Origin of the sequence: Pseudomonas sp. NBRC 111132 (assembly GCF_001320565.1) — a bacterium.
GTDB classification, from domain to species: Bacteria; Pseudomonadota; Gammaproteobacteria; order Pseudomonadales; family Pseudomonadaceae; genus Aquipseudomonas; species Aquipseudomonas putida_P.
Genome location: NZ_BCBI01000019.1, coordinates 68053 through 94280, shown reverse-complemented (window position 1 = coordinate 94280; position 26228 = coordinate 68053). Strand labels below are relative to the sequence as shown.

General features: G+C 62.9%; 27 protein-coding genes. 16 read left to right on the top strand and 11 right to left on the bottom strand.

What is annotated here, in order from left to right; all coding sequences use genetic code 11:
- Both APH35_RS11695 and APH35_RS11690 read right to left on the bottom strand, forming a co-directional pair.
- Positions 1-927 (bottom strand): CBS domain-containing protein (locus APH35_RS11695; protein ID WP_060514832.1); only part of this gene is annotated, 927 nt, incomplete at its 3' end.
- A gap of 9 nt (positions 928-936) precedes the next feature.
- Positions 937-1746 carry a cytochrome C assembly family protein gene (locus APH35_RS11690; protein ID WP_012270757.1) on the bottom strand — a complete coding sequence of 270 codons (810 nt, stop codon included), beginning with the start codon at positions 1744-1746 and terminating at the stop codon, positions 937-939.
- A gap of 230 nt (positions 1747-1976) precedes the next feature.
- On the opposite strand from APH35_RS11690, the gene ffh reads away from it, so the two are divergent.
- The 6 genes from ffh (at position 1977) to APH35_RS11660 (ending at position 6055) form a co-directional block, all read left to right on the top strand.
- Entirely contained in the window at positions 1977-3353 is a 1377-nt protein-coding gene (ffh, locus tag APH35_RS11685) for a signal recognition particle protein (protein WP_012270758.1), read from the top strand.
- A gap of 257 nt (positions 3354-3610) precedes the next feature.
- Positions 3611-3862 carry a 30S ribosomal protein S16 gene (rpsP, locus tag APH35_RS11680; RefSeq protein ID WP_003252142.1) on the top strand — a complete coding sequence of 84 codons (252 nt, stop codon included), beginning with the start codon at positions 3611-3613 and terminating at the stop codon, positions 3860-3862.
- A 5-nt stretch (positions 3863-3867) separates the two neighbouring features.
- Positions 3868-4404, top strand: a complete 537-nt coding sequence (gene rimM, locus APH35_RS11675; RefSeq protein WP_012270759.1) for a ribosome maturation factor RimM — start codon at positions 3868-3870, stop codon at positions 4402-4404.
- A gap of 3 nt (positions 4405-4407) precedes the next feature.
- Positions 4408-5160 (top strand): tRNA (guanosine(37)-N1)-methyltransferase TrmD, encoded by a 753-nt coding sequence (gene trmD / locus APH35_RS11670; protein WP_003252146.1) that lies wholly within the window; start codon positions 4408-4410, stop codon positions 5158-5160.
- A 42-nt stretch (positions 5161-5202) separates the two neighbouring features.
- Entirely contained in the window at positions 5203-5553 is a 351-nt protein-coding gene (gene rplS / locus APH35_RS11665; RefSeq protein WP_003252148.1) for a 50S ribosomal protein L19, read from the top strand.
- Positions 5554-5647: 94 nt separating this feature from the next.
- Positions 5648-6055 carry an acyl-CoA thioesterase gene (locus APH35_RS11660; protein WP_012270761.1) on the top strand — a complete coding sequence of 136 codons (408 nt, stop codon included), beginning with the start codon at positions 5648-5650 and terminating at the stop codon, positions 6053-6055.
- A gap of 3 nt (positions 6056-6058) precedes the next feature.
- On the opposite strand, the gene APH35_RS11655 is transcribed toward APH35_RS11660, so the two are convergent.
- Positions 6059-7864 carry a cation:proton antiporter gene (locus APH35_RS11655; RefSeq protein WP_060514831.1) on the bottom strand — a complete coding sequence of 602 codons (1806 nt, stop codon included), beginning with the start codon at positions 7862-7864 and terminating at the stop codon, positions 6059-6061.
- 68 nt (positions 7865-7932) lie between these two features.
- On the opposite strand from APH35_RS11655, the gene xerD reads away from it, so the two are divergent.
- The 6 genes from xerD to APH35_RS11625 all read left to right on the top strand — a co-directional run bounded on the left by xerD (position 7933) and on the right by APH35_RS11625 (position 13497).
- Positions 7933-8829 carry a site-specific tyrosine recombinase XerD gene (gene xerD / locus APH35_RS11650; RefSeq protein ID WP_060514830.1) on the top strand — a complete coding sequence of 299 codons (897 nt, stop codon included), beginning with the start codon at positions 7933-7935 and terminating at the stop codon, positions 8827-8829.
- Positions 8830-8982: 153 nt separating this feature from the next.
- Entirely contained in the window at positions 8983-9726 is a 744-nt protein-coding gene (locus APH35_RS11645) for a thioredoxin fold domain-containing protein (protein ID WP_012270764.1), read from the top strand.
- An 83-nt stretch (positions 9727-9809) separates the two neighbouring features.
- The gene (locus APH35_RS11640; RefSeq protein ID WP_012270765.1) at positions 9810-11114 is read left to right on the top strand and encodes a homoserine dehydrogenase; all 1305 of its coding nucleotides are present in this window, start codon (positions 9810-9812) and stop codon (positions 11112-11114) included.
- Positions 11115-11175: 61 nt separating this feature from the next.
- Positions 11176-12585, top strand: coding sequence for a threonine synthase (thrC, locus tag APH35_RS11635; RefSeq protein WP_012270766.1), 1410 nt, complete (start codon positions 11176-11178; stop codon positions 12583-12585).
- A 131-nt stretch (positions 12586-12716) separates the two neighbouring features.
- A complete protein-coding gene (locus APH35_RS11630; RefSeq protein WP_012270767.1) occupies positions 12717-13136 on the top strand; it encodes a response regulator in 420 nt (139 codons plus the stop codon).
- A 79-nt stretch (positions 13137-13215) separates the two neighbouring features.
- Positions 13216-13497 (top strand): DUF3509 domain-containing protein, encoded by a 282-nt coding sequence (locus tag APH35_RS11625; RefSeq protein ID WP_012270768.1) that lies wholly within the window; start codon positions 13216-13218, stop codon positions 13495-13497.
- A 184-nt stretch (positions 13498-13681) separates the two neighbouring features.
- Here the strand turns inward: APH35_RS11625 and APH35_RS11620 are convergent, their stop codons facing one another.
- Together APH35_RS11620 and APH35_RS11615 are read right to left on the bottom strand one after the other, a co-directional pair.
- On the bottom strand, positions 13682-14557 hold the full coding sequence (locus tag APH35_RS11620) for a TIGR02285 family protein (RefSeq protein ID WP_012270769.1): 876 nt from the start codon (positions 14555-14557) through the stop codon (positions 13682-13684).
- Between the two features lie 20 nt (positions 14558-14577).
- Positions 14578-15777 carry a CaiB/BaiF CoA transferase family protein gene (locus APH35_RS11615; RefSeq protein WP_012270770.1) on the bottom strand — a complete coding sequence of 400 codons (1200 nt, stop codon included), beginning with the start codon at positions 15775-15777 and terminating at the stop codon, positions 14578-14580.
- A 131-nt stretch (positions 15778-15908) separates the two neighbouring features.
- Here APH35_RS11615 and APH35_RS11610 point away from each other — a divergent pair, with 131 nt between their 5' ends.
- A complete protein-coding gene (locus tag APH35_RS11610; protein ID WP_003252169.1) occupies positions 15909-16451 on the top strand; it encodes a YaeQ family protein in 543 nt (180 codons plus the stop codon).
- 8 nt (positions 16452-16459) lie between these two features.
- Positions 16460-18169, top strand: coding sequence for a single-stranded-DNA-specific exonuclease RecJ (gene recJ, locus APH35_RS11605; RefSeq protein WP_012270771.1), 1710 nt, complete (start codon positions 16460-16462; stop codon positions 18167-18169).
- A gap of 149 nt (positions 18170-18318) precedes the next feature.
- Here recJ and APH35_RS11600 read toward each other — a convergent pair whose 3' ends face one another.
- Positions 18319-18564 (bottom strand): hypothetical protein, encoded by a 246-nt coding sequence (locus APH35_RS11600; protein WP_060492691.1) that lies wholly within the window; start codon positions 18562-18564, stop codon positions 18319-18321.
- A gap of 109 nt (positions 18565-18673) precedes the next feature.
- Between APH35_RS11600 and APH35_RS11595 the strand changes: the two genes are divergently transcribed.
- On the top strand, positions 18674-19780 hold the full coding sequence (locus APH35_RS11595) for an NADH:flavin oxidoreductase/NADH oxidase (protein ID WP_060492690.1): 1107 nt from the start codon (positions 18674-18676) through the stop codon (positions 19778-19780).
- A gap of 69 nt (positions 19781-19849) precedes the next feature.
- Here the strand turns inward: APH35_RS11595 and APH35_RS11590 are convergent, their stop codons facing one another.
- The 5 genes from APH35_RS11590 to ydcS form a co-directional block, all read right to left on the bottom strand.
- The gene (locus tag APH35_RS11590) at positions 19850-21274 is read right to left on the bottom strand and encodes a gamma-aminobutyraldehyde dehydrogenase (protein WP_060514829.1); all 1425 of its coding nucleotides are present in this window, start codon (positions 21272-21274) and stop codon (positions 19850-19852) included.
- 17 nt (positions 21275-21291) lie between these two features.
- Positions 21292-22098, bottom strand: coding sequence for an ABC transporter permease (locus APH35_RS11585; protein ID WP_012270777.1), 807 nt, complete (start codon positions 22096-22098; stop codon positions 21292-21294).
- Positions 22088-22999, bottom strand: a complete 912-nt coding sequence (locus APH35_RS11580; RefSeq protein ID WP_012270778.1) for an ABC transporter permease — start codon at positions 22997-22999, stop codon at positions 22088-22090. Before APH35_RS11580 ends, APH35_RS11585 begins: the two co-directional genes overlap by 11 nt.
- A gap of 1 nt (position 23000) precedes the next feature.
- Complete coding sequence (locus APH35_RS11575) at positions 23001-24032, bottom strand: ABC transporter ATP-binding protein (protein WP_041166392.1); 1032 nt, start codon at positions 24030-24032, stop codon at positions 23001-23003.
- An 88-nt stretch (positions 24033-24120) separates the two neighbouring features.
- Positions 24121-25272, bottom strand: a complete 1152-nt coding sequence (gene ydcS, locus APH35_RS11570; protein ID WP_012270780.1) for a putative ABC transporter substrate-binding protein YdcS — start codon at positions 25270-25272, stop codon at positions 24121-24123.
- Positions 25273-25489: 217 nt separating this feature from the next.
- Between ydcS and APH35_RS11565 the strand changes: the two genes are divergently transcribed.
- A complete protein-coding gene (locus tag APH35_RS11565; RefSeq protein WP_012270781.1) occupies positions 25490-26170 on the top strand; it encodes a tellurite resistance TerB family protein in 681 nt (226 codons plus the stop codon).
- Positions 26171-26228: the final 58 nt, after the last annotated feature.

The window sequence follows — 26228 nt, the reverse complement described above, 5'->3', positions numbered from 1 at the left end:
GAACTCGCCGACGATCTCTTCGAGGATGTCTTCCAGGGTGACGATGCCCAGTACCTCGCCGTATTCGTCCACCACCACGCCCAAGCGGCGTTGTTGTTTGTGGAAGTTCAGCAGTTGCATTTGCAGGGGCGTGCTTTCGGGTACGAAATAGGGTTCGTAGCAGGCGCTGTGCAGCGCATCCAGGGTCAGCTCGGCCTTGGGCAGCAGGTGGCTGATCAGCTTGGTGTTGAGGATGGCTTCGACTTGGTTGATGTCGTTGTGGTAGACCGGCAGGCGGGTGTGGCGGCTGACGATCAACTGCTCGATGATCCGCTCGATCGGCTCGTCGAGGTTGATGCCGTCCACTTCGTTACGTGGCACCAGGATGTCGTTGACGGTGACCTTGTCCAGCGACTGCAGGCCGTCGAGCAGGCCGTGGCGAGGTGGTTCGTGTTCCTCGTCTTCGTCGAAGTCATCCGATTCCTGAGCATGCAAGGCCACGGCTGTGGGCTGTACGCGGAACGGGCGCAGCAGCAGCTTGGCGAAGCCGTCCAGCAGGTAGGCCAGCGGCTGCAGCAGGGCGAGGGGGACTTTCAGCAGGCTGGTGCCCAGGCTGACGAACGCCTGCGGGTTGCGCCGGGCCAGGCGCCGCGGCAGGTATTCGGCGAACACCAGCAAGCTGAGGGTGGCGGCCAGACCGGCCAGCCAGAAGCCGTGCTCGCCACTGTAGCGCTGGCCCACCAGGCAGGCCAGGCCCAGCACCAGCAGTTTGCCCAGGCTGGCACACAGCACCAGGGCCTGGGCTGGCAGCATGGGCTGGCCAACTTCGCCAGCGCGTTGCGTGCCATTGAGTTGCAAGCGGGCGGCATCCACGGCGGTGAACAGTGCTGACCACAACAGGGCCAGTGCCAGTGTGCCGAATAGCGGTGCGTACGGCAGGGTGTCCATGGGCGGCCGTCAGATATGCAAGATGAATTCGCGAACCAGCTTGCTGCCGAAATAGGCCAGCATCAGCAGGCAGAAACCGGCCAGCGTCCAGCGGATGGCCTTGTGGCCCCGCCAGCCCAGGCGGGTACGGCCCCACAGCAGCACGCTGAACACCACCCAGGCGACACAGGCCAGCAACGTCTTGTGCACCAGGTGCTGGGCGAACAGGTTGTCGAGGAACAGCCAGCCGGAGATCAACGACAGCGACAGCAGGCACCAGCCGGCCCAGAGAAAGCCGAACAGCAGGCTTTCCATGGTTTGCAGCGGTGGGAAGTTGCGGATAAGCCCGGACGGGTGCTTGTTCTTCAACTGGCGGTCCTGCAGCAGCAACAGCAGTGACTGGAAAACCGCGATGGTGAACAGCCCATAGGCCAGGATCGACAACAGGATATGGGCGAGAATGCCCGGTTCTTCGTTTATCAGTGGCACCGTGCCGGGTGGCGCGAACTGCGCCAGCAACGCTGTCACCGCGCCCAGCGGGAACAGCAACAACAGCAGGTTTTCTACCGGTATGCGCAGGCAGGCCAGCAGGGTCAGGGTGATGACGGCCACGGCGATCAGGCTGGCGGCGCTGAAGAAGTCCAGGCTCAGGCCCAGCGGGGTGATCAACTGGAAGAACAGCGCGCCGGCCTGGGCCAGCACCGCGACGGCGCCCAGCAGGCCAAGCAGGCGCTTGTCGGCCTTGCGGCCCTGGGCCAGGTACGAGCCCTGGTAGATGGCCGCAGCTATATATAGGCCGGCAGCGATCAGGTTGGGGATGAGGCTGGGAGAGGAGACCATAAGTCCTGGTTGGCGAGCCTTAAAGAGACGGAGTTTGGCATAGATTCCGCTGCTCTAGGAAGACTGGTAGGCCGCGTCGCGGCATTCGCGGGTAAAGCCACCGAATATCTCCCAAGGTGTGCGCCGCCGCCGCACTTCGCTATAATCGCCGCCTTGCTGTGCCCGGCGGGTGTGTATTTCCCCTGGGCGCCTGACAAACCTCGGCTTTTACTGGGCCTGAAAGGATCACCATGTTCGAAAACCTGACCGACCGCCTGTCACAGACGCTGCGCCATGTCACCGGCAAGGCCAAGCTGACCGAAGACAACATCAAGGACACGCTGCGCGAAGTGCGCATGGCCCTGCTCGAGGCCGACGTTGCCCTGCCGGTGGTCAAGGATTTCGTCAACAGCGTCAAGGAACGTGCGGTCGGCACCGAAGTCTCGCGTAGCCTGACCCCGGGCCAGGCATTCGTGAAGATCGTCCAGGCCGAGCTGGAAAGCCTGATGGGCGCGGCCAACGAAGACCTCGCACTGAACGCCGCCCCGCCTGCCGTGGTGCTGATGGCCGGCCTGCAAGGCGCCGGTAAGACCACCACCGCCGGCAAGCTGGCGCGCTTCCTTAAAGAGCGCAAGAAAAAGAGCGTGATGGTGGTGTCCGCCGACGTTTATCGCCCGGCGGCGATCAAACAGCTGGAAACCCTGGCCAACGACATCGGTGTCACCTTCTTCCCGTCCGATATCAGCCAGAAGCCGGTGGCCATTGCCGAAGCGGCCATCCGTGAAGCCAAGCTGAAGTTCATCGACGTGGTCATCGTCGACACCGCCGGCCGTTTGCACATCGACGCCGACATGATGGACGAGATCAAGGCGCTGCACGCCGCGGTCAAGCCAATCGAGACGCTGTTCGTGGTCGACGCCATGACCGGCCAGGACGCCGCCAACACCGCCAAGGCCTTTGGCGAGGCGCTGCCGCTGACCGGTGTGGTACTGACCAAGGTCGACGGTGACGCCCGTGGTGGTGCTGCGCTGTCGGTGCGTGCCATCACCGGCAAGCCGATCAAGTTCATCGGTATGGGTGAGAAGACCGAGGCTCTCGAGCCGTTCCACCCCGATCGCGTCGCTTCGCGCATTCTCGGCATGGGTGACGTGCTCAGCCTGATCGAGCAGGCCGAGCAGACCATCGACAAGGCCAAGGCCGACAAGCTGGCCAAGAAGCTGAAGAAGGGCAAGGGCTTCGACCTCGAGGACTTCCGCGACCAGCTGCAACAAATGAAGAACATGGGCGGCCTCGGTGGCCTGATGGACAAGCTGCCGAGCATCGGCGGTGTCAACCTGTCGCAGATGGGCAACGCCCAGGGCGCCGCCGAGAAGCAGTTCAAACAGATGGAAGCGATCATCAACTCCATGACCCCGGCCGAGCGCCGTGACCCTGACCTGATCAGCGGTTCGCGCAAGCGCCGTATCGCCCTGGGTTCCGGTACCCAGGTGCAGGACATCGGCCGCTTGATCAAGCAGCATAAGCAGATGCAGAAGATGATGAAAAAATTCTCTGCCAAAGGCGGCATGGCCAAGATGATGCGCGGCCTGGGCGGGATGCTGCCAGGCGGCGGCATGCCGAAGCTGTAACTTATTCCGGGTGCCTGCCTTTCGTCGGGCTGGCGCCCAGAACCCCCGCTGTAGTGGGGTAACGGCCGCGGATTTCGCGGCACAACCGGCAAATCTGGACGGTAGGGCATGGCCTTGCCGAAAAAGTCATTTGCAAATGTCCGTGTATTCCCCGAGAATATGCGGCCTTTTGGGCACCCGTGTGCCTATTTGGCATTCAGATTTGCAGTACCAGCTGCTGTATCAACTGCAGCACCGACTATAGGAACGATGTTCACATGGTAACCATCCGTCTGGCCCGTGGCGGCTCGAAAAAGCGCCCATTCTACCACCTGACCGTGACCAACTCGCGTAACGCCCGTGATGGCCGTTTCGTTGAGCGCGTAGGTTTCTTCAACCCGATCGCTGCTGGCGCCGAAGTTAAACTGTCGGTCAACCAAGAGCGCGTCACCTACTGGCTGAGCCAGGGTGCACAGCCGTCTGAGCGTGTTGCTCAGCTGCTGAAGGAAGCTGCCAAGGCCGCTGCCTGAATAGTATGAACGCGACGCCAGAAAAGGCTGACGACCTGATCGTCGTTGGCAAGATTTTTTCGGTTCACGGCGTTCGCGGCGAGGTGAAGGTGTATTCCTTTACCGATCCGATTGAAAACCTGTTGGATTATCCGCGCTGGACGCTTCGGCACGAAGGCAAGGTAAAGCAGGTCGAGCTGGTCAGCGGTCGTGGCTCCCAAAAGGGCCTGGTCGTGAAGCTCAAAGGCCTCGAAGATCGCGATGAAGCCCGTCTTCTGAGCGGTTACGAAATCTGCATTGCGCGGAGCCTTTTGCCCAACCTGGCTGCCGACGAGTACTACTGGTACCAGTTGGTCGGTCTGAAGGTCATCAACCAGGACGAACACCTGTTCGGCAAGGTCGATCACCTGTTGGAGACCGGTGCGAACGATGTAATGGTGGTCAAACCCTGCGCAGGCAGCCTGGATGATCGCGAGCGTCTGTTGCCCTATACGGCGCAATGCGTGCTGGCAATCGACCTGGAAGCAGGCGTGATGCGGGTTGAGTGGGACGCGGACTTCTAAACGATGGGTAACCTTCGCGTAGACGTCATCACGTTGTTCCCCGAGATGTTCTCGGCCATCACGGAGTACGGCATTACCAGCCGCGCGGTGAAACAGGGGTTGCTTCAGGTAACTTGCTGGAACCCGCGGGACTACACCACAGATCGTCACCACACGGTAGATGATCGGCCGTTTGGCGGTGGTCCGGGCATGGTGATGAAAATCAAGCCTCTGGAAGATGCCCTGGTTAGCGCCAGGCAAGCGACCGGAGCTGCGGCAAAGGTGATCTACCTTTCGCCACAAGGCCGCAAGCTGACTCAGCAGGCGGTCAAAGGCCTGGCCGAACAGGAATCGTTGATCCTGATCGCCGGTCGTTATGAAGGCATCGACGAGCGCTTTATCGAGGCTCATGTCGATGAGGAGTGGTCGATTGGCGACTATGTGCTTTCCGGTGGCGAGCTGCCGGCCATGGTACTGATCGATGCGGTTACGCGGCTGCTGCCCGGAGCTTTAGGGCATGTGGACTCGGCGGAAGAAGATTCCTTCACCGACGGTCTGCTCGATTGCCCGCACTACACCCGACCTGAGGTGTATGCGGATCAGCGTGTTCCCGACGTGTTGCTAAGTGGCAACCATGCACATATCCGGCGTTGGAGGATGAAGCAGTCCCTTGGTAGGACCTTCGAACGACGCGCCGATCTTCTGGAAAGTCGCTCGCTTTCTGGAGAAGAGAAGAAGCTGCTCGAGGAATATCTCCGCGAGCGGGACGATAGTTAAACGTATCGATGGTGGATCACGTATCCATCTTAGGAGCACAGCATGACCAACAAGATCATCCAGCAGCTCGAAGCCGAGCAGATGAGCAAGGAAATCCCGACCTTCGCACCAGGCGACACCGTTGTCGTTCAGGTTAAAGTGAAGGAAGGTGAGCGTTCCCGTCTGCAGGCGTTCGAAGGCGTCGTTATCGCCAAGCGTAACCGCGGTCTGAACAGCGCCTTCACCGTGCGCAAGATCTCCAGCGGCGTTGGCGTAGAGCGTACCTTCCAGACCTACAGCCCGCAAATCGACAGCCTGGCCGTGAAACGTCGTGGTGACGTGCGTAAAGCCAAGCTGTACTACCTGCGCGACCTGTCCGGCAAAGCCGCTCGCATCAAGGAAAAACTGTCCTGAGTACAGTTTGCCCGGTGGCCGAGGCCGCCTAGCGAGAAAAAAGCAGCCTTCGGGCTGCTTTTTTGCGTTTTGAAACCCCGAAGATGTGATTGCCATGACTACCCGAGACCAGGAAATCCAGCGCCGCACCGAGCTGTCGGTGACCCGCGTGACCAAGGCGGTGTTCCCCAACACCACCAACCACCACAACACCCTGTTCGGCGGCACCGCACTGGCCTGGATGGACGAAGTGTCGTTCATCGCCGCCACGCGCTTCTGCCGCCTGCCGCTGGTGACCGTTTCTACCGACCGCATCGACTTCAAGCACCCGATCCCGGCGGGCTCGATCGTCGAGCTGGTGGGGACGGTGATCAAGGTCGGCAATACCAGCTTGCAGGTGCAGGTGGATGTGTTTGTCGAGAACATGTACCTGGACGGCCGTGAGCGGGCGATCCATGGGGTGTTCAGCTTCGTCGCCATCGACGAGGACAAGCGCCCGGTGCCCGTGCTGCCAAGCGCCTGAAGATCAGGGTTCTGGCGCTGGCTCGATCAACGCCACCAGGGTCCAGCCCGGTTGCGGCTGCAGCGGGTTGTCGGGGCTGGCTACATGCACCCAGCCATGGCCATCGCGGGCGAACAGCAGGTGTGCACGTTCGCCATGCAGTGCCTGGTAGGCATCCCAGCCAAAGCCTTCGGTGAGGTTGGTGCTGTACAACTCGGCGCCTTGATGCAGGCGGTTGGCCAGTTGCAGGTAGGTCATCGGGTTGGCCCCCAGCAGATGGCCACGATGCTCCTCGGCCGCCCGGTGCTTGTCGCTACGTTGTTTCTCCAGGCCGCTGGCCAGCACGAACAGCCGCCCGTGCCCGAAATCATGGCGAAACCTTGCGCAGGCCAGGGCATTGATTTCGCCAGCGGGAGAAAGGCCCAGCAAGTGCCCGAGGCCGACCAGGTCCAGGTGGGCATCGGCATGCTGCGAGGCGGGGTTGCCAAAATAGGTCGGAAGACCGTCCATGCGCGCAGCGCGGATGTTTTCCCAGCTGGAGTCCGTCAGCAACACCCGGCAGCCCAGCTGCTGCAGGGCTTTGGCGATGGCGCGGGCTGGTTCGTTGGCACCGACGATGAGAAACCCGCTGGGTGCTGGTTCGGCGACCTTGAGCAGGCGTGCCAGCGGCCTGGCCGTGGCGCTTTGCAGTACCACCGTGCCGATGATCACCGCGAAGGTCAGCGGCACCAGCAGCAGGGCGTCCTGGTGGCCGGCCTGGTGCAGGCGGATGGCAAAGATCGCGGAAACAGCGGCTGCGACGATGCCGCGGGGCGCAATCCAGGCCAGCAGTGCGCGCTCGCGCCAGCTGAGTGTCGAGCCCAGCGTGGACAGCCACACGTTGAGCGGGCGTGCCACCAGCTGGATCACCAGCAACAAGGCCAGCACCGCAGGGCCGAGGCCTAGCAGGGCATGCAGGTCAAGGCGCGCGGCGAGCAGGATGAACAGGCCGGAAATCAGCAGTACGCTGAGGTTTTCCTTGAAGTGCAGGATTTGTCGCACATCGACCCCGCGCATGTTGGCCAGCCACATGCCCATCACGGTCACCGCCAGCAGCCCGGATTCATGCATGATCTGGTTGGCGGCGATGAAAATGCCCAGTACCGCCGCCAGCGATGCGAGGTTGTGCAGGTACTCCGGTAGCCACTGCTCGCGCATGATCTGCCCCAGCAGCCACCCGCCGGCCGCGCCCAGGGCTGTGCCGCAAAAAATCACCCCGGCAAAAGTGGTCAGGCTCTGGCTCAGCCCGTTGCCATCGGCGCTTGCGATGATGAAGCTGTACACCACCACGGCGAGTAGCGCGCCGATGGGGTCGATCATGATCCCTTCCCAGCGCAGGATGTTGGCGATCGTCGACTTTGGCCGCACCACGCGAAGCATGGGTACGATCACCGTGGGCCCGGTCACTAGGGTCAGGGTGCCGAACAGAATCGACAGCGGCCAGTCGAACCCGAGTAGCCAGTGGGTCGCCAGGGCGATCACCAGCCAGGTGAGCAGGGCACCCACGGTGACCAGGCGATGCACCACGCTGCCGATCTCGCGCCACTGCGACAGGTGCAGGGTCAGGCTGCCTTCGAACAGGATCAGTGCCACTGCCAGCGACACCAGCGGCATCAACAACGGGCCGAACAGTGCTTCGGGATCGAGCCAGCCCAGTGCCGGGCCGGCGATGATCCCGGCCAGCAGCAGAAACAGAATCGCCGGCAGTTTCAGGCGCCAGGCCAGCCATTGGCAGGCAAGCGCGGCGGCACCGATACCGCCGACGCTGAGAAGAATCTGCTGTTCGCTCATACGGGCTCCCTATGCCTGCAGTGTTATGAAAGACTAAGCGTCAATTCGCCGTTTGCCACCGAGTCTTCATGCCCGCCCTCGATCACCCCCTGATAGACCAGTTTCTCGACGCCCTGTGGCTTGAAAAAGGCCTGTCCGAAAACACCCGAGTGTCCTACCGCAGTGACCTGGCCTTGTTCAATGGCTGGCTGCAGGAACAGGCAGTGTCGCTGCCGGATGCCGGCCGCGAGCTTATCCTCGATCACCTGGCCTGGCGCCTCGACCAAGGCTACAAGCCGCGCTCCACGGCGCGCTTCCTGTCCGGCCTGCGTGGTTTTTTCCGCTACCTGCTGCGGGAAAGGCTGGTGGCCATCGACCCGACCTTGCAGGTCGACATGCCACAACTGGGCAAACCACTGCCCAAGTCACTCTCCGAAGCCGATGTCGAAGCCCTGCTGCAGGCACCGGACCTGGGCGAAGCCATCGGCCAGCGCGACCGTGCCATGCTCGAAGTGCTCTATGCCTGCGGCCTGCGCGTCACCGAGCTGGTCAGCCTGACCCTCGACCAGGTCAACCTGCGCCAGGGTGTGCTGCGGGTAATGGGCAAGGGCAGCAAGGAGCGCCTGGTGCCCATGGGTGAAGAGGCGGTGGTGTGGCTGGAACGCTACCAGCGCGATGGCCGCGCCGAACTGCTTAACGGCCGCCCCAGCGACGTGCTGTTCCCCAGCCTGAGAGGCGAGCAGATGACTCGCCAGACCTTCTGGCACCGCATCAAGCATCATGCCCGGGTTGCTGGCATCGACAAGCCGCTGTCGCCGCACACCTTGCGGCATGCCTTCGCCACCCACCTGCTCAACCACGGTGCCGACTTGCGTGTGGTGCAGATGCTGCTGGGCCACAGCGACCTGTCGACCACGCAGATCTATACCCACGTCGCCAAGGCCCGCCTGCAGCAGTTGCACGCCCAGCACCACCCGCGTGGATGAATGTTTTTCATGTTCCGCCGGCCGGTCCTTGCCAGCCCCTTCACCGGCAGCGTGATGTGGTAGGCTTGGGCGGTTTGCACCAAGGGCCGCACGGTCACCGCGTATTTTCCGCAGGTGGCGCCCTCCGGCCCCTGTCCGCCTTCAGGAGTTCCCATGCGCGTGACCCAGTTTTTCGCCGCCGCCGCTTTGGCGCTGGCCAGTACCTTTGCCGTCGCTGCGGCAACCGATAGCAACGCCGGGGCCGAGCAGGCCATCCGTAAATCGTTGCAGAACCTAGAGCTGGAAGTGCCCGTGGAAAGCGTGGCCAGCAGCCCCCTCAACGGCCTGTATGAAGTCAAGCTGCAGGGTGGTCGCGTGCTCTACGCCAGCGCCGACGGCCAGTTCGTGATGCAGGGTTACCTGTTCCAGATCCAGGACGGCAAGCCGGTCAACCTCACCGAGAAGACCGAACGTCAAGGCATCGCCAAGCTCATCAACGGCATTCCAGCCGCCGAGATGGTGGTTTATCCTGCCAAGGGCGAGACCAAGTCGCATATCACCGTGTTCACCGACACCACCTGCCCGTACTGCCACAAGCTGCATGCCGAAGTGCCCGAGCTGAACCGTCGCGGTATCGAAGTGCGCTATGTCGCGTTCCCGCGTCAGGGCCTCGGCTCGCCGGGTGACCAGCAGTTGCAGGCGGTGTGGTGCTCCAGCGACCGCCGTGGGGCGATGGACAAAATGGTCGAAGGTGAAGAAATCAAGGCCGCCAAGTGCACCAATCCTGTCAGCAAGCAGTTCCAGCTGGGCCAGTCGATCGGTGTCAATGGCACGCCGGCCATCGTCCTTGAAAGCGGCCAGGTCATTCCGGGCTACCAGCCGGCACCGCAAGTTGCCAAGCTGGCACTTGCCAAGTAATTCAATCAAGTACGCCGTCGTCATGGGGTGACGGCATGTTTCACGGTCGGCAAGCGTGTCGACCGTTCAATGGGGAGTTCACAGTGAAACCGGTCAAAGTAGGCATCTGTGGGTTGGGGACCGTCGGTGGCGGAACCTTCAATGTACTTCAGCGCAACGCCGAGGAGATTGCCCGCCGTGCCGGGCGCGGTATTGAAGTGGCACAGATCGCCATGCGCTCGCAGAACCCGAACTGCCAGATTACCGGTACCCCCATTACCGCTGACGTGTTCGAAGTTGCGAGCAACCCGGAGATCGACATTGTCATCGAGCTGATCGGTGGCTATACCATCGCCCGCGACCTGGTGCTCAAGGCCATCGAAAACGGCAAGCACGTGGTCACCGCCAACAAGGCGCTGATTGCCGTGCACGGCAACGAAATTTTCGCTAAAGCCCGCGAGAAGGGCGTCATTGTCGCCTTCGAAGCGGCTGTGGCCGGTGGCATCCCGGTCATCAAGGCTATCCGCGAAGGCCTGTCGGCCAACCGCATCAACTGGCTGGCCGGCATCATCAACGGCACCGGCAACTTCATCCTCACCGAAATGCGTGAGAAGGGCCGCGCCTTCCCGGACGTGCTCGCCGAAGCGCAGGCGCTGGGTTACGCCGAAGCCGACCCGACGTTCGACGTCGAAGGCATCGACGCCGCGCACAAGCTGACCATCCTGGCGTCCATCGCGTTCGGCATTCCGCTGCAATTCGACAAGGCCTACACCGAAGGCATCACCCAGCTGACCACGGCGGACGTGAACTACGCCGAGGCCCTGGGCTACCGCATCAAGCACCTGGGTGTTGCCCGTCGCACCGCCGAAGGTATCGAGCTGCGCGTGCACCCGACGCTGATCCCAGCCGACCGCCTGATCGCCAACGTCAACGGCGTGATGAACGCCGTCATGGTCAACGGTGACGCGGCCGGGTCTACCCTGTACTACGGCGCGGGCGCTGGTATGGAGCCCACCGCTTCGTCGGTGGTCGGCGACCTGGTCGACGTGGTCCGTGCCATGACCTCCGACCCGGAAAACCGCGTGCCGCACCTGGCCTTCCAGCCAGACTCGTTGTCGGCCCACCCGATCCTGCCGATTGAAGCCTGCGAAAGCGCCTACTACCTGCGCATTCAGGCCAAGGATCACCCGGGCGTACTGGCCCAGGTGGCCAGCATTCTCTCGGAGCGTGGCATCAACATCGAGTCGATCATGCAGAAGGAAGCCGAGGAGCAGGACGGCCTGGTGCCGATGATCCTGCTGACCCATGGTGTGGTCGAGCAGCGTATCAACGATGCCATCATCGCCCTGGAAGCCCTGCAGGACGTGGTCGGCAAGGTTGTGCGCATTCGCGTCGAACAGCTCAACTAACAAAATTAGTGCCGTCGGGCCGCCAGCGCGGCCCCGGCCCCAGCATCGAAGGTTTGCACCCATGCGCTATATCAGTACCCGCGGCCAGGCACCGGCCCTGAATTTCGAAGACGTGCTGCTGGCTGGCCTGGCCAGTGACGGCGGCTTGTACGTGCCGGAAAACCTGCCACGCTTCACCCAGGAAGAAATCGCCTCGTGGGCCGGTCTGCCGTACCACGAGCTGGCTTTCCGAGTGATGCGCCCGTTCGTCGAAGGCAGCATCGCCGACGCCGACTTCAAGAAGATCCTCGAAGAAACCTACGGCGAGTTCGCCCACGCGGCGGTCGCACCGCTGCGCCAGCTGAACAGCAACGAATGGGTGCTGGAGCTGTTCCACGGCCCGACCCTGGCGTTCAAGGACTTTGCCCTGCAGTTGCTCGGCCGTCTGCTCGACCACGTGCTGGCCAAGCGCAACGAGCGCGTGGTGATCGTCGGCGCCACCAGTGGTGACACCGGTTCCGCCGCCATCGAAGGCTGCCGCCGTTGCGACAACGTCGACATCTTCATCCTGCACCCGCACCAGCGCGTGTCGGAAGTGCAGCGTCGGCAGATGACCACCATCTTCGGCGACAACATCCACAACATCGCCATCGAAGGCAACTTCGACGACTGCCAGGAAATGGTCAAGGCCAGCTTCGCCGACCAGTCGTTCCTCAAGGGCACCCGCCTGGTAGCCGTCAACTCGATCAACTGGGCGCGGATCATGGCCCAGATCGTCTACTACTTCCACGCAGCGCTGCAGTTGGGCGGCCCGGCGCGCTCGGTGGCGTTCTCGGTACCGACTGGCAACTTCGGCGACATTTTCGCCGGCTACCTGGCGCGCAACATGGGCCTGCCGGTCAGCCAGCTGATCGTCGCCACCAACCGCAACGACATCCTGCACCGCTTCATGAGCGGCAACCAATACGTCAAGGACACCCTGCACGCGACCTTGTCGCCGTCGATGGACATCATGGTCTCGTCCAACTTCGAGCGCCTGCTGTTCGACCTGCACGGCCGCAACGGGGGGGCGATTGCCGAGCTGATGGCCAACTTCAAGCAAGGTGGCGGCTTCAGCGTCGAGCAAGACCGCTGGACCGAAGCGCGCAAGCTGTTCGACTCGCTGGCTGTGAGCGACGAGCAAACCTGCGAGACCATTGCCGAAGTATTCGCCGCCACCGGTGAAGTGCTCGACCCGCATACCGCGATCGGCGTCAAGGCTGCCCGCGAGTGCCGCCGTAGCCTGGATACGCCGATGGTGGTGCTGGGCACCGCGCACCCGGTCAAGTTCCCGGAAGCGGTGGAGAAGGCCGGTGTGGGCAAGGCGCTGGAACTGCCGGCGCACCTCAGCGACCTGTTCAGCCGTGAAGAGCGTTGCACGGTGCTGGCCAATGACCTGAAAGCTGTACAGGGCTTTGTCAGCCAGCACGGCAACCGCGGCAAGCCGCTGTAACCGAGTGGGTTTGGGGGGCCGCTACGCGGCCCCAGCTTCTCGGACTTTTCCCACGATCGCCTCTGAAAAGCCCTATTCAGCCTGCTGGGCGCAACGCCTAGATTAGCCGGTCCTCCCATCCGGAGCGGCTCATGCACCAGACCTACGTGTTGATCCACCAGGCACGCCCATCCCACCAGATCCTGCTGCACCAGGCGCTCAATAGCCAGGGTGTCTTCAACGTGCGCATCAGCGCGAGCACCGGTGACCTGGATGCCTGCCTCAGCGCTGAGCATCGCCCCGATTTGTTGATCCTCGACCACGCCATGTCAACGCGGGCCGGTCTTGCCTTGCTCGCCCAGCAACACAATGCGCGCGCATTGCTGTTCGTCGGCCAGCCCGCGCCCAATCGTCAAAACCTTGCCCAAGAGGCCAGAAAACGCGGCCTGTGGGTGCTCGCCGAGCTGCCCTGGCCGCTGTCGATGCCGGGCCTGCAGCACGCCCTGCAAACACTGCAGGTGCGCCCAGGGCGGTGTAGTAAAGCTGTCATGTCGGCCCCGCATGCTCACTGAGACAGCCGCAGTGTGACGAACTTTCTGCTGTGCCTGTTGGTCAGTTCCTTTAGATCCCACCACGCAGCGAGTGATCCGGATGGAAAGAATCTGCAGCCTGCTCAACGACGCCCTAGCCCCCTATCAGGCACACCTCGGCAGCGCCGATGCCAGTGGCAATCGCCAATTGACCGTTCATGACCGCCTTGCCGGTATTACCTTGCGGCGCATGGTCAGCGAGCGACAGTTGCAGGAGCAACGCCTGCTGATCGATTTGGTGGATGGCTTGCACCGTGACTTGCAAATAGCAGAAGGGCGTTTGCAGCCGTGTGTGATTGCCGCATTGCAGCAGCGTCAGCAACCCCAGGGAACCTTTGCCTGAGTGGCTTATCAGACACAGTAGGGGCAGCCGGCCAGCGCTTTGCTCCGGCGCTGGCAGGGCTGTCACGGGAAGTCTCCAAGGACTTTCGCTTGGCCCCGGGCGTCTTCCCCAGCGTCCGGGGTTTCTTTTTGGGTTCTGCGCAGTCGCCTGTAGGCGCGGCTTTTTTTGGCGCGATGGGCTGCAACTACTGCGCTTCGAAGAAACGCTTGCTCTCTTCCAGGTAGTCTTCCTGCAGCGCAGGGTCCAGCCAGCGCGCATACAGCGCCGGCAATACATCCTGGCGCAGCCTGGGTAACAGCTGATCGATATGCGCAATCGCTTCGCGCCCCAGAGGGTTGTCCGAGCAACCCACATGCAGAAACTGATAGCGTTCTACCCCCTGCACAGGATGAAACTGGTAATCAGCCAGTGAACCACCTTGTTGCTGGATGAGATAGCGCACCTCAGGCCAGTAGCCGAGCACCAGGCGCAGACGCCCCAGTTGTTGCATCTGCAGCAGGTTGGCAGTGGCGTCGTTGCCATAATGGCGGCTGAGCGCGGTGTCGGGCAACTGACGCAGAATGGCGTCGATCTGCGTGCCGTAACTGCGTTCTGCAACAATCCCCAGCTTCAGCGCGTTGTTGCTCAGCAAACCATGCAGGTCTACCTGCTGGCCGTCGAGGTAGGGCGCCATCAGCGCCTGGTTTTCCTTGCGCAGCACCAGCCCGCCGCTGACCACACCCAGCGACGGCATGGAAAAACGCACGTATTCGGCCCGTTCCGGGGTCCATAGCAGGGTCGGGTCGCAGGTGAAGCTGTTGCGGTCTTGCAGCATCTGAAGGCCGCGGGCGCGGTTGACCCGCAAAATGGTGTGGTCGTACTCGGGCATCTGCCCGATCAGCAGTGGCAACAACTGGTCGATCACCCCCTGGCCTTTTTCCGGGCCTTCGAAAATGGTGAACGGCGGCAGGTCGCGCACCAGCCAGAAGATGTGTTCCTTGGCACTGACAGGCTGTAGCAGCAGTGCGGGCAATAGCCCGCACAGCAGGACCAGGTGACGTAGGCAGCGGGCCGCGCGCATGAAACCGGGCAGCGCCAGAGTCAGACCGTGCCTGCTACGCGCAGGCTGGCGATGGCCGCCGCGTCATAGCCCAGGCTGGCGAGCAGTGCCTCGGTGTGCTCGCCAAGGGCCGGGCCGACCCATTCGCTGGAACCGGGGGTCTCCGACAACTTGGGCACAATGCCGGGCATGCGAAATGGCTTGCCATCCGGTAGCTTGGCCTGCAGGAACATCTCGCGTGCCAGGTACTGCGGGTCGTTGAACATGTCTTCGGCTGAATAGATACGGCTGGCCGGTACTTCGGCGGTGGTAAGCACCTGCATCAATTGCTCCAGCGGCAGGCTGTTGGCCCAGCGATCGATCACCCCGTACAACTCGTCACGACGCAGGTCGCGGCCGTCGTTGCTGGCCAGGGTCGGGTCGTCGGCCAGGTCGTCGCGGCCGATCGCTTGCATGAAGCGCTTGAAGATCGCATCGCCGTTGGCGCCGATCTGCACATGCTTGCCGTCGGCGCTGGTGTGGATGGAGGAGGGCGTAATGCCTGGCATGATGTTGCCAGTGCGTTCGCGGATAAAACCGAACACATCGAATTCCGGGACCATGCTTTCCATCATGGCAAAGATCGCTTCGTACAGCGCCACGTCCACCACCTGGCCCTGGCCGCCATTGACTTCCCGGTGGCGCAACGCCATTAGTGCGCCGATTACCCCCCACAGGGCGGCAATCGAATCACCGATGGAAATGCCCGTGCGCACCGGCGGGCGGTCGTCGAAACCGGTGATGTAGCGCAGGCCGCCCATCGACTCGCCCACCGCGCCGAAGCCCGGCTGGTCTTTCATCGGCCCGGTTTGGCCAAAGCCTGACAGGCGCACCATTACCAGGCGCGGGTTCAGCGCATGCAGTACATCCCAGCCCAGGCCAAGCTTTTCCAGCACGCCTGGGCGAAAGTTTTCGATCAGGATGTCGGCCTCGGCCAGCAGGCGCTTGAGAATCTCGCGCCCCTCGGGGTGCTTGAGGTTGAGGGTGAGCGACTGTTTGTTGCGGGCCTGCACGAACCACCATAGCGACGTGCCCTCGTACAGCTTGCGCCACTTGCGCAACGGGTCGCCGCCATCGGGCGATTCGACCTTGACCACCTCGGCGCCGAATTCGGCACAGATACGCGAGGCGAACGGCCCGGCGATCAAGGTGCCGAGTTCGACAACTTTAAGGCCGGCGAGGGGTTTGCTGGGCGTCGACATGGGGCATCCGTGGCAGTTGGGCAGTGCCGTGGTTTTATCACACGTCGGTTTCGCCGGGTACTGCTGCGGCGCATGGAAGGTGCGGATGGGGTAGACTGTGCCACTTTTCTTTTGCACGAAGCCCGTCGACCATGGCCCAGCCGTCCACCACCTACAAGTTCGAATTGAATCTCACCGACCTTGACCGCAACGTCTACGAAAGCGTCAAGCAGACCATCGCTCGCCACCCTTCGGAAACCGAAGAGCGTATGGCGGTTCGTCTGTTGGCGTATGCGCTCTGGTACAACGAGAACTTGTCGTTTGGCCGTGGCCTGTCGGATGTCGATGAGCCGGCGCTTTGGGAAAAGAGCCTGGACGATCGCGTGTTGCATTGGATCGAAGTGGGCCAGCCAGACGCCGACCGCCTGACCTGGTGCTCGCGCCGTACCGAACGCACCAGCCTGCTGGCCTACGGCAGCCTGCGGGTGTGGGAGGGCAAAGTGGTGAGCGCGGTCAAGAACCTGAAGAACCTGAGCATTGCCGCTGTACCGCAAGAGGTGCTGGAAACCTTGGCGACCGACATGCCGCGCAGCATCAAGTGGGACGTGATGATCAGCGAAGGCACGGTATTCGTCACCGACGACCGTGGCCAGCATGAGGTACAACTGCAGTGGCTGCTTGGTGAGCGTGGCTGAAGCAACCCATGCGCATCGAACCTCGCCCTCTGCCGCCGACCCTGCCATTTCTGGGTAATCTGCCACCTTTGCTCACCCGTCTGTACGCCGCGCGCGGCGTGCAGAGCGAGGCCGAGCTGGACAAAAGCCTGGCGCGCCTGCTGCCGTACCAGCAGCTAAAGGGCATCGAGGCAGGTGTCGACCTGCTGGTCGAGGCGCTCGACCAGCGCCAGCGTATCCTCATTGTTGGCGATTTCGATGCCGACGGTGCCACCGCAAGCACCGTAGGGGTGCTGGGCCTGCGCCTGCTGGGTGCGGCCCATGTCGATTACCTGGTACCCAACCGCTTCGAGTATGGCTATGGCCTGACCCCGGAAATCGTCGAAGTGGCGCTGCAACGCCAGCCGCAACTGCTGATTACCGTGGACAACGGCATTTCCAGCGTCGAGGGTGTGGCGGCGGCCAAGGCCGCTGGGCTCAAGGTGCTGGTCACCGACCATCACCTGCCAGGCCAGCAGTTGCCCGACGCAGACGCCATCATCAACCCCAATCAGCCGGGCTGTACGTTCCCCAGCAAGTCGTTGGCCGGGGTAGGGGTGATCTTCTACGTGCTGATGGCCCTGCGCGCGCGACTGCGCAGCCTGGGGCGTTACGAGACGCAAGCACAGCCGAACATAGGCGAACTGCTCGACCTGGTCGCGTTGGGCAGCGTTGCCGACGTGGTGCCGCTGGATGCCAACAACCGCATCCTGGTGCACCAGGGCCTCGAGCGCATCCGCGCCGGTCGTGCCCGGCCAGGGCTGAAGGCGATTCTCGAAGTGGCCCGCCGCGATCACCGGCGTATCACCTCGACTGACCTGGGTTTCATCCTCGGCCCACGGCTGAACGCCGCCGGTCGCCTGGACGACATGAGCCTGGGCATTGAATGCCTGCTGTGCGAAGACGCGGCACTGGCCCAGGACATGGCCCAGCAGCTAGACGACCTGAACCAGGACCGCAAGTCCATCGAGCAGGGGATGCAGCGCGAAGCCCTGGCCCAGCTCAAGGACCTGCCGGTCGAGTCGATGCCGTATGGTCTGTGTTTGTTCGATGCCGACTGGCACCAGGGTGTAATCGGTATTTTGGCGTCGCGCCTTAAAGAGCGTTATCACCGTCCAACCATTGCCTTTGCCGATGCCGGCGAAGGCATGCTGAAAGGCTCGGCGCGTTCGGTACCAGGGTTCCATATCCGCGACGCGCTGGATGCCGTAGCGGCCCGTCACCCGCAACTGATCAGCAAATTCGGCGGCCACGCCATGGCGGCGGGGTTGTCGTTGCCTGAAGGCAATTTCCAGGCGTTTGCCGAGGCGTTCGACGAAGAAGTGCGGCGCCAGCTGCGCGAGGAAGACCTGACAGGCCGGCTGTTGTCTGATGGCAGCCTGGCCGTGGAGGAATTCCACCTCGACCTGGCCAAGGCCTTGCGCCATGCCGGGCCGTGGGGCCAGCATTTCCCCGAGCCGCTGTTCCACGGCGTGTTCCAACTGGTGGAGCAGCGCGTGGTGGGCGAGCGGCACCTGAAGGTGGTGCTCAAGAGCGAGTGTGGTTCGGTGCGACTGGATGGCATCGCCTTCGGCGTTGACCGCGAAGTGTGGCCGAACCCGACCGTGCGCTGGGTCGAACTGGCGTACAAGCTGGATGTGAACGAGTTTCGTGGCAATGAAAGTGTGCAGTTGATGATTGCCCACATGGAGCCACGCTGAGCCCAACGCTCCCAGAGGGCCGGCGGCTGGTTCAGGGCTTGCGCAGTACCTGTGGGAGCGGGTTTACCCGCGAACACCGGCAAAGCCGGTGCCATTCACCGCGTCACATTCTTCACGGGTAAACCCGCCCCCGGTGTCAGGTGCAACGGCTATTGACTGATCTCGGATTGTTTTTTCCGCTGCCGGTTTTGCCAGTGCATTACGCCTGCTGCGACAAACGAGGCCAAACCAAGCAGTGAGAAGAACACAATGCCTTCCACTGCTTCCCGGTTGTACGTCTCGATCACACACACCAGATCTGAGTCGTAGGGAACATCTGAAATTCCTATCAGGTATGGGCCCGCTAAAATCTGCCTTTGACCGACCGCCAGCCACCCCAAAATCCCACGGAACATCCCCCCCACCCATTCTGGTCTAGTCTGAAGTTATGACCGGACCTGGGCCAGGGACGTGCAATTGAGTGTCCGGGCCGGATCACCATTGGAGTCCTTGGGAGGTGCCCTCATGAGCCTGCTGCTTGAGCCTTACACCCTGCGTCAGCTGACCCTGCCCAACCGCATCGCCGTCTCGCCGATGTGCCAGTATTCCGCTATCGATGGCCTGGCCAACGATTGGCACCTTGTCCATTTAGGCAGCCGCGCCGTTGGTGGTGCGGGCCTGGTGATCACCGAAGCCGTGGCGGTCACCGCCGATGGCCGCATCACCGCCGAAGACCTCGGCCTGTGGGACGACACGCAGATCGCCCCGTTGCAACGCATCACTCGCTTCATCACCGCCCAAGGCGCCGTGCCCGGTATCCAGCTGGCACACGCCGGGCGCAAGGCCAGCACCTATCGCCCATGGCTGGGCAAGCAGGGTAGTGTGAAGCTCGAAGACGGCGGGTGGCAGCCGGTGGGCCCTTCGAAGATCGCCTTCGACCCGCAGCACACAGCGCCACGCGAGCTGACCGAGAACGAGATCCAGGGTGTTATCGACGCCTTCGTTGCCTCGACTGAGCGCGCCTTGAAGGCCGGTTTCAAGGTGGTGGAAATTCATGCTGCCCATGGCTACCTGTTGCACCAGTTCCTCTCGCCGCTGAGTAACCAACGCCGCGACGAGTACGGCAGCTGCTTCGAAAACCGCATCCGCCTGACCTTGCAAGTGGTGGAGGCCGTGCGCAAGGTCTGGCCGGCCGAGTTGCCATTGTTCGTGCGGGTATCGGCAACCGATTGGGTCGAAGATGGCTGGAACCCCGATGAAACCGTTGAACTGGCCCGACGTCTGCGAGGGTTGGGCGTAGACCTGATCGATGTGTCCTCTGGCGGGACCTCGGTAAACGCCGAAATCCCCACCGGCCCTGGCTATCAGACCCGCTTCGCCGAGCGCGTGCGCAAGGAATCGGAAATCGCCACCGGCACCGTGGGCATGATCACCGAACCGGCCCAGGCCGAGCATATTTTGCGCACCGGCCAGGCCGATATCATCTTCCTCGCCCGTGAACTGCTGCGCGACCCGTACTGGCCGCTGCATGCCGACGATGACCTGGGCGGCAACAAGGCGACCTGGCCTGCGCAATACCAGCGCGCGACCAGCCGGGCCAACCCGATTCACGAGTCGGATCTGCGGGACTGATCCAGGCCTTTACGCGGTTGTTGTAGGAACGCATGCGCGCACCTACAACAACCGCGTATGTTCAGCGGGCTAGTGCTTGATCATCACATGCCGCACGCAGGTGTAATCCTCAAGCCCATACATCGACATGTCCTTCCCATACCCTGAGTGCTTCTGCCCGCCATGGGGCATTTCACTGACCAGCATGAAGTGGGTATTCACCCAAGTGCAGCCGTACTGCAAGCGCGCCGCCAGGCGGTGGGCACGGCCTGTGTCGCGGGTCCATACCGATGAGGCCAGGCCGTAGTTGGAGTCGTTGGCCCATTCCAGCGCCTGCGCTTCATCGGTAAAGCGGGTGACCGATACCACTGGGCCGAACACTTCGTTGCGCACGATCTCGTCGTCCTGCTGGGCATCCGCCAGCACGGTCGGCTCGAAGAAGAAGCCGTCGCCGTCAATCGCCTTGCCACCGGTTACCAGGCGAATGTGCGGCTGGGCGATGGCCCGCTGCACCAGCCCGGCAACCTTGTCGCGGTGCTGGGCACTGATCAGCGGCCCCAGCTCGGTGTCCTCGGCCTCCTGCAAGCCCGGTTTCAGGCTCGCTACGGCTTCACCCAGGCGTTCGACAAAGCGCTCGTAGATACCGTCCTGCACATACAGGCGGCAGGCTGCGGTGCAGTCCTGGCCGGCGTTGTAGAAGCCGAAGGTGCGGATGCCATCGATGGCGGCGTCGATGTCGGCGTCGTCGAACACCAGCACAGGGGCCTTGCCACCCAGCTCCATGTGCATGCGCTTCACACTGTCGGCGGTGGCGCTGATGATGTGTGCACCTGTGGGGATCGAGCCGGTCAGCGACACCATGCGCACCTTGGGATGGTTGACCAGCGGGTTGCCGACGGTCTGGCCGCGGCCAAAGAGAATGTTCAGTACACCCGGTGGCAGCAGATCCTTGGCCAACTCGCCCAGGCGCAGGGCCGTCAGCGGCGTCAGCTCCGACGGTTTGATCACCACCGTATTGCCGGCTGCCAGGGCCGGGGCGATCTTCCAGGCCAGCATCATCAATGGGTAGTTCCACGGGGCAATCGAGGCCACCACGCCCAGCGGGTCGCGGCGGATCATCGAGGTGTGGCCTGGTAGGTACTCGCCCGCCGCCGAGCCGCCCAGGCAGCGCGCCGCACCGGCAAAGTAACGAAACACGTCGGCAATCGCCGGTATCTCGTCATTCAGCGCGGCGCTCAGCGGCTTGCCGCAGTTCTGCGATTCCAGCCGGGCCAGTTCATCGCCGTGGGCTTCGATGGCGTCCGCCAGCGCCAGCAAGGCCTGCGAGCGCTCTTTGGGGCTGGTTTGCGACCAGCTGTCGAAGGCCAGGTCGGCGGCGCGCACGGCGCTGTCAACCTGGGCCTCGGTGGCTTCGTTGATCTGCGCCAGGGCGGTGCCCTGCGCCGGGTCGAGCACGGTCCAGGCGGGGCCTTGGCCCGCGACCAGTTGGCCATTGATCAGCATCTGCGTTTGCATCGGGGACTCCTCCAGGGTCATTTGCCACTGCCCGCGACGCTTTCGCCGCCACGGGTCAGGTAATAGGCGCCAAGGATTGGCAGCATGGTCACCAGCATCACCAGCATGGCGACCACGTTGGTCACCGGTACGTCACGCGGGCGGCTGAGTTGGTTGAGCAGCCAGATCGGCAGCGTGCGTTCGTGGCCGGCGGTGAAGGTGGTGACGATGATTTCATCGAACGACAGGGCAAAGGCCAGCATGCCGCCGGCCAGCAGCGCCGAACCGAGGTTGGGCAGGATGATGTAGCGGAAGGTCTGCCAGCCATCGGCGCCCAGGTCCATCGACGCTTCGATCAGGCTCTGCGAGGTGCGCCGCAGGCGGGCGATCACGTTGTTGTAGACGATCACCACGCAGAACGTGGCGTGGCCGACCACGATGGTGAACACACCAGGCTCGATCCCCAAGGTCTTGAACGCCGAGAGCAGGGCGATGCCGGTGATGATGCCGGGCAGGGCGATGGGCAGGATCAGCATCAGCGAAATGCTCTCCTTGCCGAAAAAGCTGCGCCGGTACAGCGCAGCCGAGGCTAGTGTGCCCAGTACCAGCGCGATCAGCGTGGCGAGGCAGGCCACCTGCAGTGACAGCTTGATTGCCTCCAGCACATCGGGCCGGGCGAAGGCCACGCCAATCCACTTCAGGGTGAAGCCCTTGGGCGGGAAGCTGAACGCGGCGTCTTCGGTGTTGAAGGCGTACAGAAAGATGATCAGGATCGGGAAGTGCAGGAACAGCAACCCGCCCCAGGCCGCCAGGCGCAGCCCCGGTGATGCTTTTTCAGAGTGCATCGAAGGCCCCCAGGCGCTTGACGATGGACAGGTACACCGCGATTAGCACGATGGGCACCAAGGTGAACGCGGCAGCCATCGGCATGTTGCCAATCGCCCCCTGCTGGGCATAGACCATGCTGCCGATGAAGTAGCCGGGCGGGCCGACCAGTTGCGGCACGATGAAGTCGCCCAGGGTGAGCGAGAAGGTGAAGATCGAGCCGGCGGCGATGCCGGGGATCGACAACGGCAGGATCACCTGCACGAACGTTTGCCCCGGCCGTGCGCCGAGGTCGGCCGAAGCTTGCAGCAGCGACGGTGGCAAGCGCTCCAGCGAGGCCTGGATGGGCAGGATCATGAACGGCAGCCAGATGTACACGAACACCAGAAAGCGCCCCAGGTGCGAGGTCGACAGCGTGCTGCCGCCCACGCCAGGCACCGCCAACAGCGCCTGCAGCAGGGCATCCAGGTGCAACAACTGGACGAACCACTGGGCCACGCCGCCCTTGGCCAACAGCAGGGTCCAGGCATAGGTTTTGACGATATAGCTGGCCCACATCGGCATCATCACCGCGATGTAGAAAAATGCCTTGGTCTTGCCGCTGGTATAGCGCGCCATGTAGTAGGCGATGGGGAAGGCCAGCACCGCACTGGCCAGCGACACCGCCACTGCCATGCCCAGGGTGCGCAGGATGATGTCGAAGTTCGACGGGTTGAACAGCGCGGCGAAGTTGCCCAGGGTCAGGTCCGGGGTCACCGCCATGGTGAAATCGTCGAAGGTATAGAAACCCTGCCACAGCAGGTTCAGCAGCGAGCCCAGGTAGATTGCGCCGAACCAGGTCAGCGGCGGTATCAATAGCAGTGCCAGGTACAGGTTGGGGCGCCGGTACAGCAGGTTGGATAGGCCGCGCAGTGTGCTCATGTCAGCGGCCCTCGGTTTCCTGCAGCACCGTCATTGCCTCGCGGGGCCAGTGCGCCTGCAGCCGCTGCCCGGTCTGCCAGGCCTGTGCCTGTGCTTGCCAGCGGTCGTTGGCCTGGCTTACCGCCAGCAGTTGGCCGTTGTCCAATTGCAGCTCGTAGCGGGTGGCGCTGCCCTGGTACTGGATATCGCGCAACAGGCCGCTTACCTGCACTTCGTGGCTGGTGACCACAAGGTCGCCCAGGCGGATGTGCTCGGGACGGATGGAGAAGGGGGCCGGGCTGCCGTTGAGCTGCATGGCCAGCTCGCCACGTACCACGTTGGAGGTGCCGACGAATTCGGCGACGAAGGTGGTGGCGGGCTTCATGTACAGATTGCGCGGGGTGTCGACCTGTTCGATGCGGCCACGGTTGAACACCGCGACCCGGTCGGACATCGACAGCGCTTCGGTCTGGTCGTGGGTGACGAAGATAAAGGTGATGCCCAGCTGGCGTTGCAGCTTTTTCAGCTCCCCTTGCATCTGTTCGCGCAACTTCAGGTCCAGTGCGCCCAGCGGCTCGTCCAGCAGCAGCACGCGCGGCCGGTTGACCAGTGCACGGGCCAGGGCCACACGCTGGCGCTGGCCGCCAGACAGTTGCGCTGGTTTGCGCGTGCCGTAGCCGGCCAGGGCCACCATGGCCAGGGCTTCTTCGGCGCGACTATGGCGTTCGGCCTTGGCCACGCCCTTTACCTTCAGGCCATAGGCGATGTTGTCCAACACGTTCATGTGCGGGAACAGTGCGTAGTCCTGGAACACGGTGTTGACGTCACGTTGGTAGGGCGGCATGCCAGCGGCCTCCACCCCGTGGATGCGGATCGAACCGCTGGAGGGTTGTTCGAAGCCGGCGATCAGGCGCAGGCAAGTGGTCTTGCCCGAGCCGGAAGGGCCAAGCATGGAGAAGAACTCGCCATCGATGATATCGATGCTGACCTGGTCGACGGCCTTGACCTCGCCGAAGGTGCGGGAAACCTGGGTGAACTGGACGGCTAGGGGCATGCGTGGGCTCCGGGCAATGGGCTTGCTCCTGATCCTGCCTTTGCGCGCGTAAACCCGCGAAAAGGCAGGATCAGGCATTCAGGCAACCTCAGCGCCCACCCATGATTGCAATGTAGTCCTGGGTCCAGCGGCTATACGGCACGAACTTGCCGCCCTGGGCCTGTGGGGTTTTCCAGAAGGCAATCTTGTCGAAATTGTCGAAGCCATTGGTCTTGCAGCCCTCGGCGCCCAGCAATTGGCTGCCTGTACAGGCAGCCGGCACCGCCGGCAACGAGCCGAACCAGGCCGCCACGTCGCCCTGCACCTTCGGCTGCAGCGACCAGTCCATCCACTTGTAGGCGCAGTTGGGGTGCTTGGCCTCGGCGTGCAGCATGGTGGTGTCGGCCCAGCCGGTCGCACCCTCCTTGGGAATGGTCGAGGCCACTGGCTGGTTCTCGGCCTTCAGGCCATTGACCATGTAGCCCCATGAACTGGAGGCGACCACGCCTTCGTTCTTCACGTCGCTCATCTGCACCGTGGCGTCATGCCAGTAGCGGTGGATCAGCGGTTGCTGCTGGCGCAGCAGTTCCAGCACGGCCTTGTATTGCTCCTCGTTCAGTTCGTACGGGTCCTTGATACCCAGTTCGGGCTTGGCCGACTTCAAGTACAGGGCGGCGTCGGCGATGTAGATCGGCCCGTCATAGGCTTGCACGCGCCCCTTGTTCGGTTTGCCGTCAGGCAGGTCCTGCGGCTGGAACACAACGCTCCAGCTGGTTGGCGCCTGCTTGAAGGTATTGGTGTTGTACAGCAGCACGTTCGGCCCCCATTGATACGGGGTGCCATACACTTGCTTGTCGACCACGTACCAGCCGCCGTTCTGCAGGCGTGGGTCGATGTTTTTCCAGTTGGGGATCAAGGCGGTGTTGATCGGCTGTACGCGCTTGCCGACGATCAGCCGCAGCGAGGCGTCGCCCGAGGCGGTCACCAGGTCATAGCCGCCCTTGGTCATCAGGCTGACCATTTCGTCCGAGGTGGCGGCGGTTTTCACGCTGACCTTGCAGCCGGTTTCCTTCTCGAAACCGGTCACCCAGTCGTAGGCCTTGTCGCTTTCACCGCGCTCGATGTAGCCGGGCCAGGCGACGATGTCCAGGCGCCCCTCGCCGGCCCCCAGGGCCTTGGGCGGTTCGGCGGCCTGCAGGCTGGCGCTGGCCAGCACGGCGCCAGTCATGGCGCCGAGCAATGCGGTCTTGTGCACTGACATGGTGTTCCCTCTTCTTGGCGATCTTGTTCGGGGCAGTCATCAAGCAAGCGGTGAAGCAATCGTTATAAGCGTAGTGCGCGGGTGCGAGGTATTGGCGATATCGAGTCTAGTTGGCTTTTTGCCAGCTAACGCAACATCCGGAAGCAAATCCCTGCATGGCGTGTGCTGCGCCAAGCCTTACTCTGGCGCTTGAATCTTCTTACGTGGAGACACGCGCATGAATACTCGGGGTTTGCTTGATCAGCTCCTCAAGTCCGGCCAGCAATTGCTTGAAAAACAAGGCGGCGCCAACAAGCCTGGCGGCGCGTCAGGCGGGCTTGGCGGGCTGTTGTCTGGAGCAGGCGGCGGCCTGTTGGGTGGGGGGGCGCTGGGCTTGTTGCTGGGGAACAAGAAGGCGCGCAAGTACGGCGGCAAGGCTCTGACTTACGGTGGCTTGGCCGCGCTGGGCGTGTTGGCCTACAAAGCTTACGGCAACTGGCAGGCCAATCAGCGGGTAGCTGCAAGCGAGCCGCAAACCGTCGACCGCCTGCCGCCGGCCCAGGTCGAGCAGCACAGCCAGGCGGTGCTGAGGGCGCTGGTGGCAGCGGCCAAGTCCGATGGCCATATCGACGAGCGCGAGCGGGCGTTGATCGAGGGCGAGTTCACCCGCCTGGACAGCGACCGCGAATTGCAGCACTGGCTGCATGCCGAGTTGAACAAGCCGCTGGACCCGGCTGAAGTGGCCCGCGCCGCGCAAACGCCGGAGATGGCTGCCGAGATGTACCTGGCCAGCGTGATGATGGTCGACGAGGAAAACTTCATGGAGCGGGCCTACCTGGACGAGCTGGCCCGTCAGTTGCGCCTGGACCCAGGCTTGCGCCAGGCGCTGGATAGCCAGGCGCGGCTTGCCGCAGGTTAGTGATCGGGGCCGCGCAGCGGCCCCAATTGCCTTTGCCCAAATGGCGTGTCCATCAGCA

Bases quoted from the DNA above. Each gene is read 5' to 3' on its own strand.
- APH35_RS11620 (WP_012270769.1), bottom strand. From the start codon at position 14,557: ATGCGCGCGGCCCGCTGCCTACGTCACCTGGTCCTGCTGTGCGGGCTA.
- APH35_RS11615 (WP_012270770.1), bottom strand. From the start codon at position 15,777: ATGTCGACGCCCAGCAAACCCCTCGCCGGCCTTAAAGTTGTCGAACTC.
- APH35_RS11630 (WP_012270767.1), top strand. From the start codon at position 12,717: ATGCACCAGACCTACGTGTTGATCCACCAGGCACGCCCATCCCACCAG.
- APH35_RS11625 (WP_012270768.1), top strand. From the start codon at position 13,216: ATGGAAAGAATCTGCAGCCTGCTCAACGACGCCCTAGCCCCCTATCAG.
- xerD (WP_060514830.1), top strand. From the start codon at position 7,933: ATGCCCGCCCTCGATCACCCCCTGATAGACCAGTTTCTCGACGCCCTG.
- APH35_RS11585 (WP_012270777.1), bottom strand. From the start codon at position 22,098: ATGCACTCTGAAAAAGCATCACCGGGGCTGCGCCTGGCGGCCTGGGGC.
- recJ (WP_012270771.1), top strand. From the start codon at position 16,460: ATGCGCATCGAACCTCGCCCTCTGCCGCCGACCCTGCCATTTCTGGGT.
- thrC (WP_012270766.1), top strand. From the start codon at position 11,176: ATGCGCTATATCAGTACCCGCGGCCAGGCACCGGCCCTGAATTTCGAA.
- APH35_RS11575 (WP_041166392.1), bottom strand. From the start codon at position 24,032: ATGCCCCTAGCCGTCCAGTTCACCCAGGTTTCCCGCACCTTCGGCGAG.
- APH35_RS11565 (WP_012270781.1), top strand. From the start codon at position 25,490: ATGAATACTCGGGGTTTGCTTGATCAGCTCCTCAAGTCCGGCCAGCAA.
- trmD (WP_003252146.1), top strand. From the start codon at position 4,408: ATGGGTAACCTTCGCGTAGACGTCATCACGTTGTTCCCCGAGATGTTC.
- APH35_RS11610 (WP_003252169.1), top strand. From the start codon at position 15,909: ATGGCCCAGCCGTCCACCACCTACAAGTTCGAATTGAATCTCACCGAC.
- ydcS (WP_012270780.1), bottom strand. From the start codon at position 25,272: ATGTCAGTGCACAAGACCGCATTGCTCGGCGCCATGACTGGCGCCGTG.
- APH35_RS11600 (WP_060492691.1), bottom strand. From the start codon at position 18,564: ATGTTCCGTGGGATTTTGGGGTGGCTGGCGGTCGGTCAAAGGCAGATT.
- APH35_RS11690 (WP_012270757.1), bottom strand. From the start codon at position 1,746: ATGGTCTCCTCTCCCAGCCTCATCCCCAACCTGATCGCTGCCGGCCTA.
- APH35_RS11580 (WP_012270778.1), bottom strand. From the start codon at position 22,999: ATGAGCACACTGCGCGGCCTATCCAACCTGCTGTACCGGCGCCCCAAC.
- APH35_RS11655 (WP_060514831.1), bottom strand. From the start codon at position 7,864: ATGAGCGAACAGCAGATTCTTCTCAGCGTCGGCGGTATCGGTGCCGCC.
- rpsP (WP_003252142.1), top strand. From the start codon at position 3,611: ATGGTAACCATCCGTCTGGCCCGTGGCGGCTCGAAAAAGCGCCCATTC.
- APH35_RS11595 (WP_060492690.1), top strand. From the start codon at position 18,674: ATGAGCCTGCTGCTTGAGCCTTACACCCTGCGTCAGCTGACCCTGCCC.
- APH35_RS11645 (WP_012270764.1), top strand. From the start codon at position 8,983: ATGCGCGTGACCCAGTTTTTCGCCGCCGCCGCTTTGGCGCTGGCCAGT.
- rimM (WP_012270759.1), top strand. From the start codon at position 3,868: ATGAACGCGACGCCAGAAAAGGCTGACGACCTGATCGTCGTTGGCAAG.
- APH35_RS11660 (WP_012270761.1), top strand. From the start codon at position 5,648: ATGACTACCCGAGACCAGGAAATCCAGCGCCGCACCGAGCTGTCGGTG.
- rplS (WP_003252148.1), top strand. From the start codon at position 5,203: ATGACCAACAAGATCATCCAGCAGCTCGAAGCCGAGCAGATGAGCAAG.
- ffh (WP_012270758.1), top strand. From the start codon at position 1,977: ATGTTCGAAAACCTGACCGACCGCCTGTCACAGACGCTGCGCCATGTC.
- APH35_RS11590 (WP_060514829.1), bottom strand. From the start codon at position 21,274: ATGCAAACGCAGATGCTGATCAATGGCCAACTGGTCGCGGGCCAAGGC.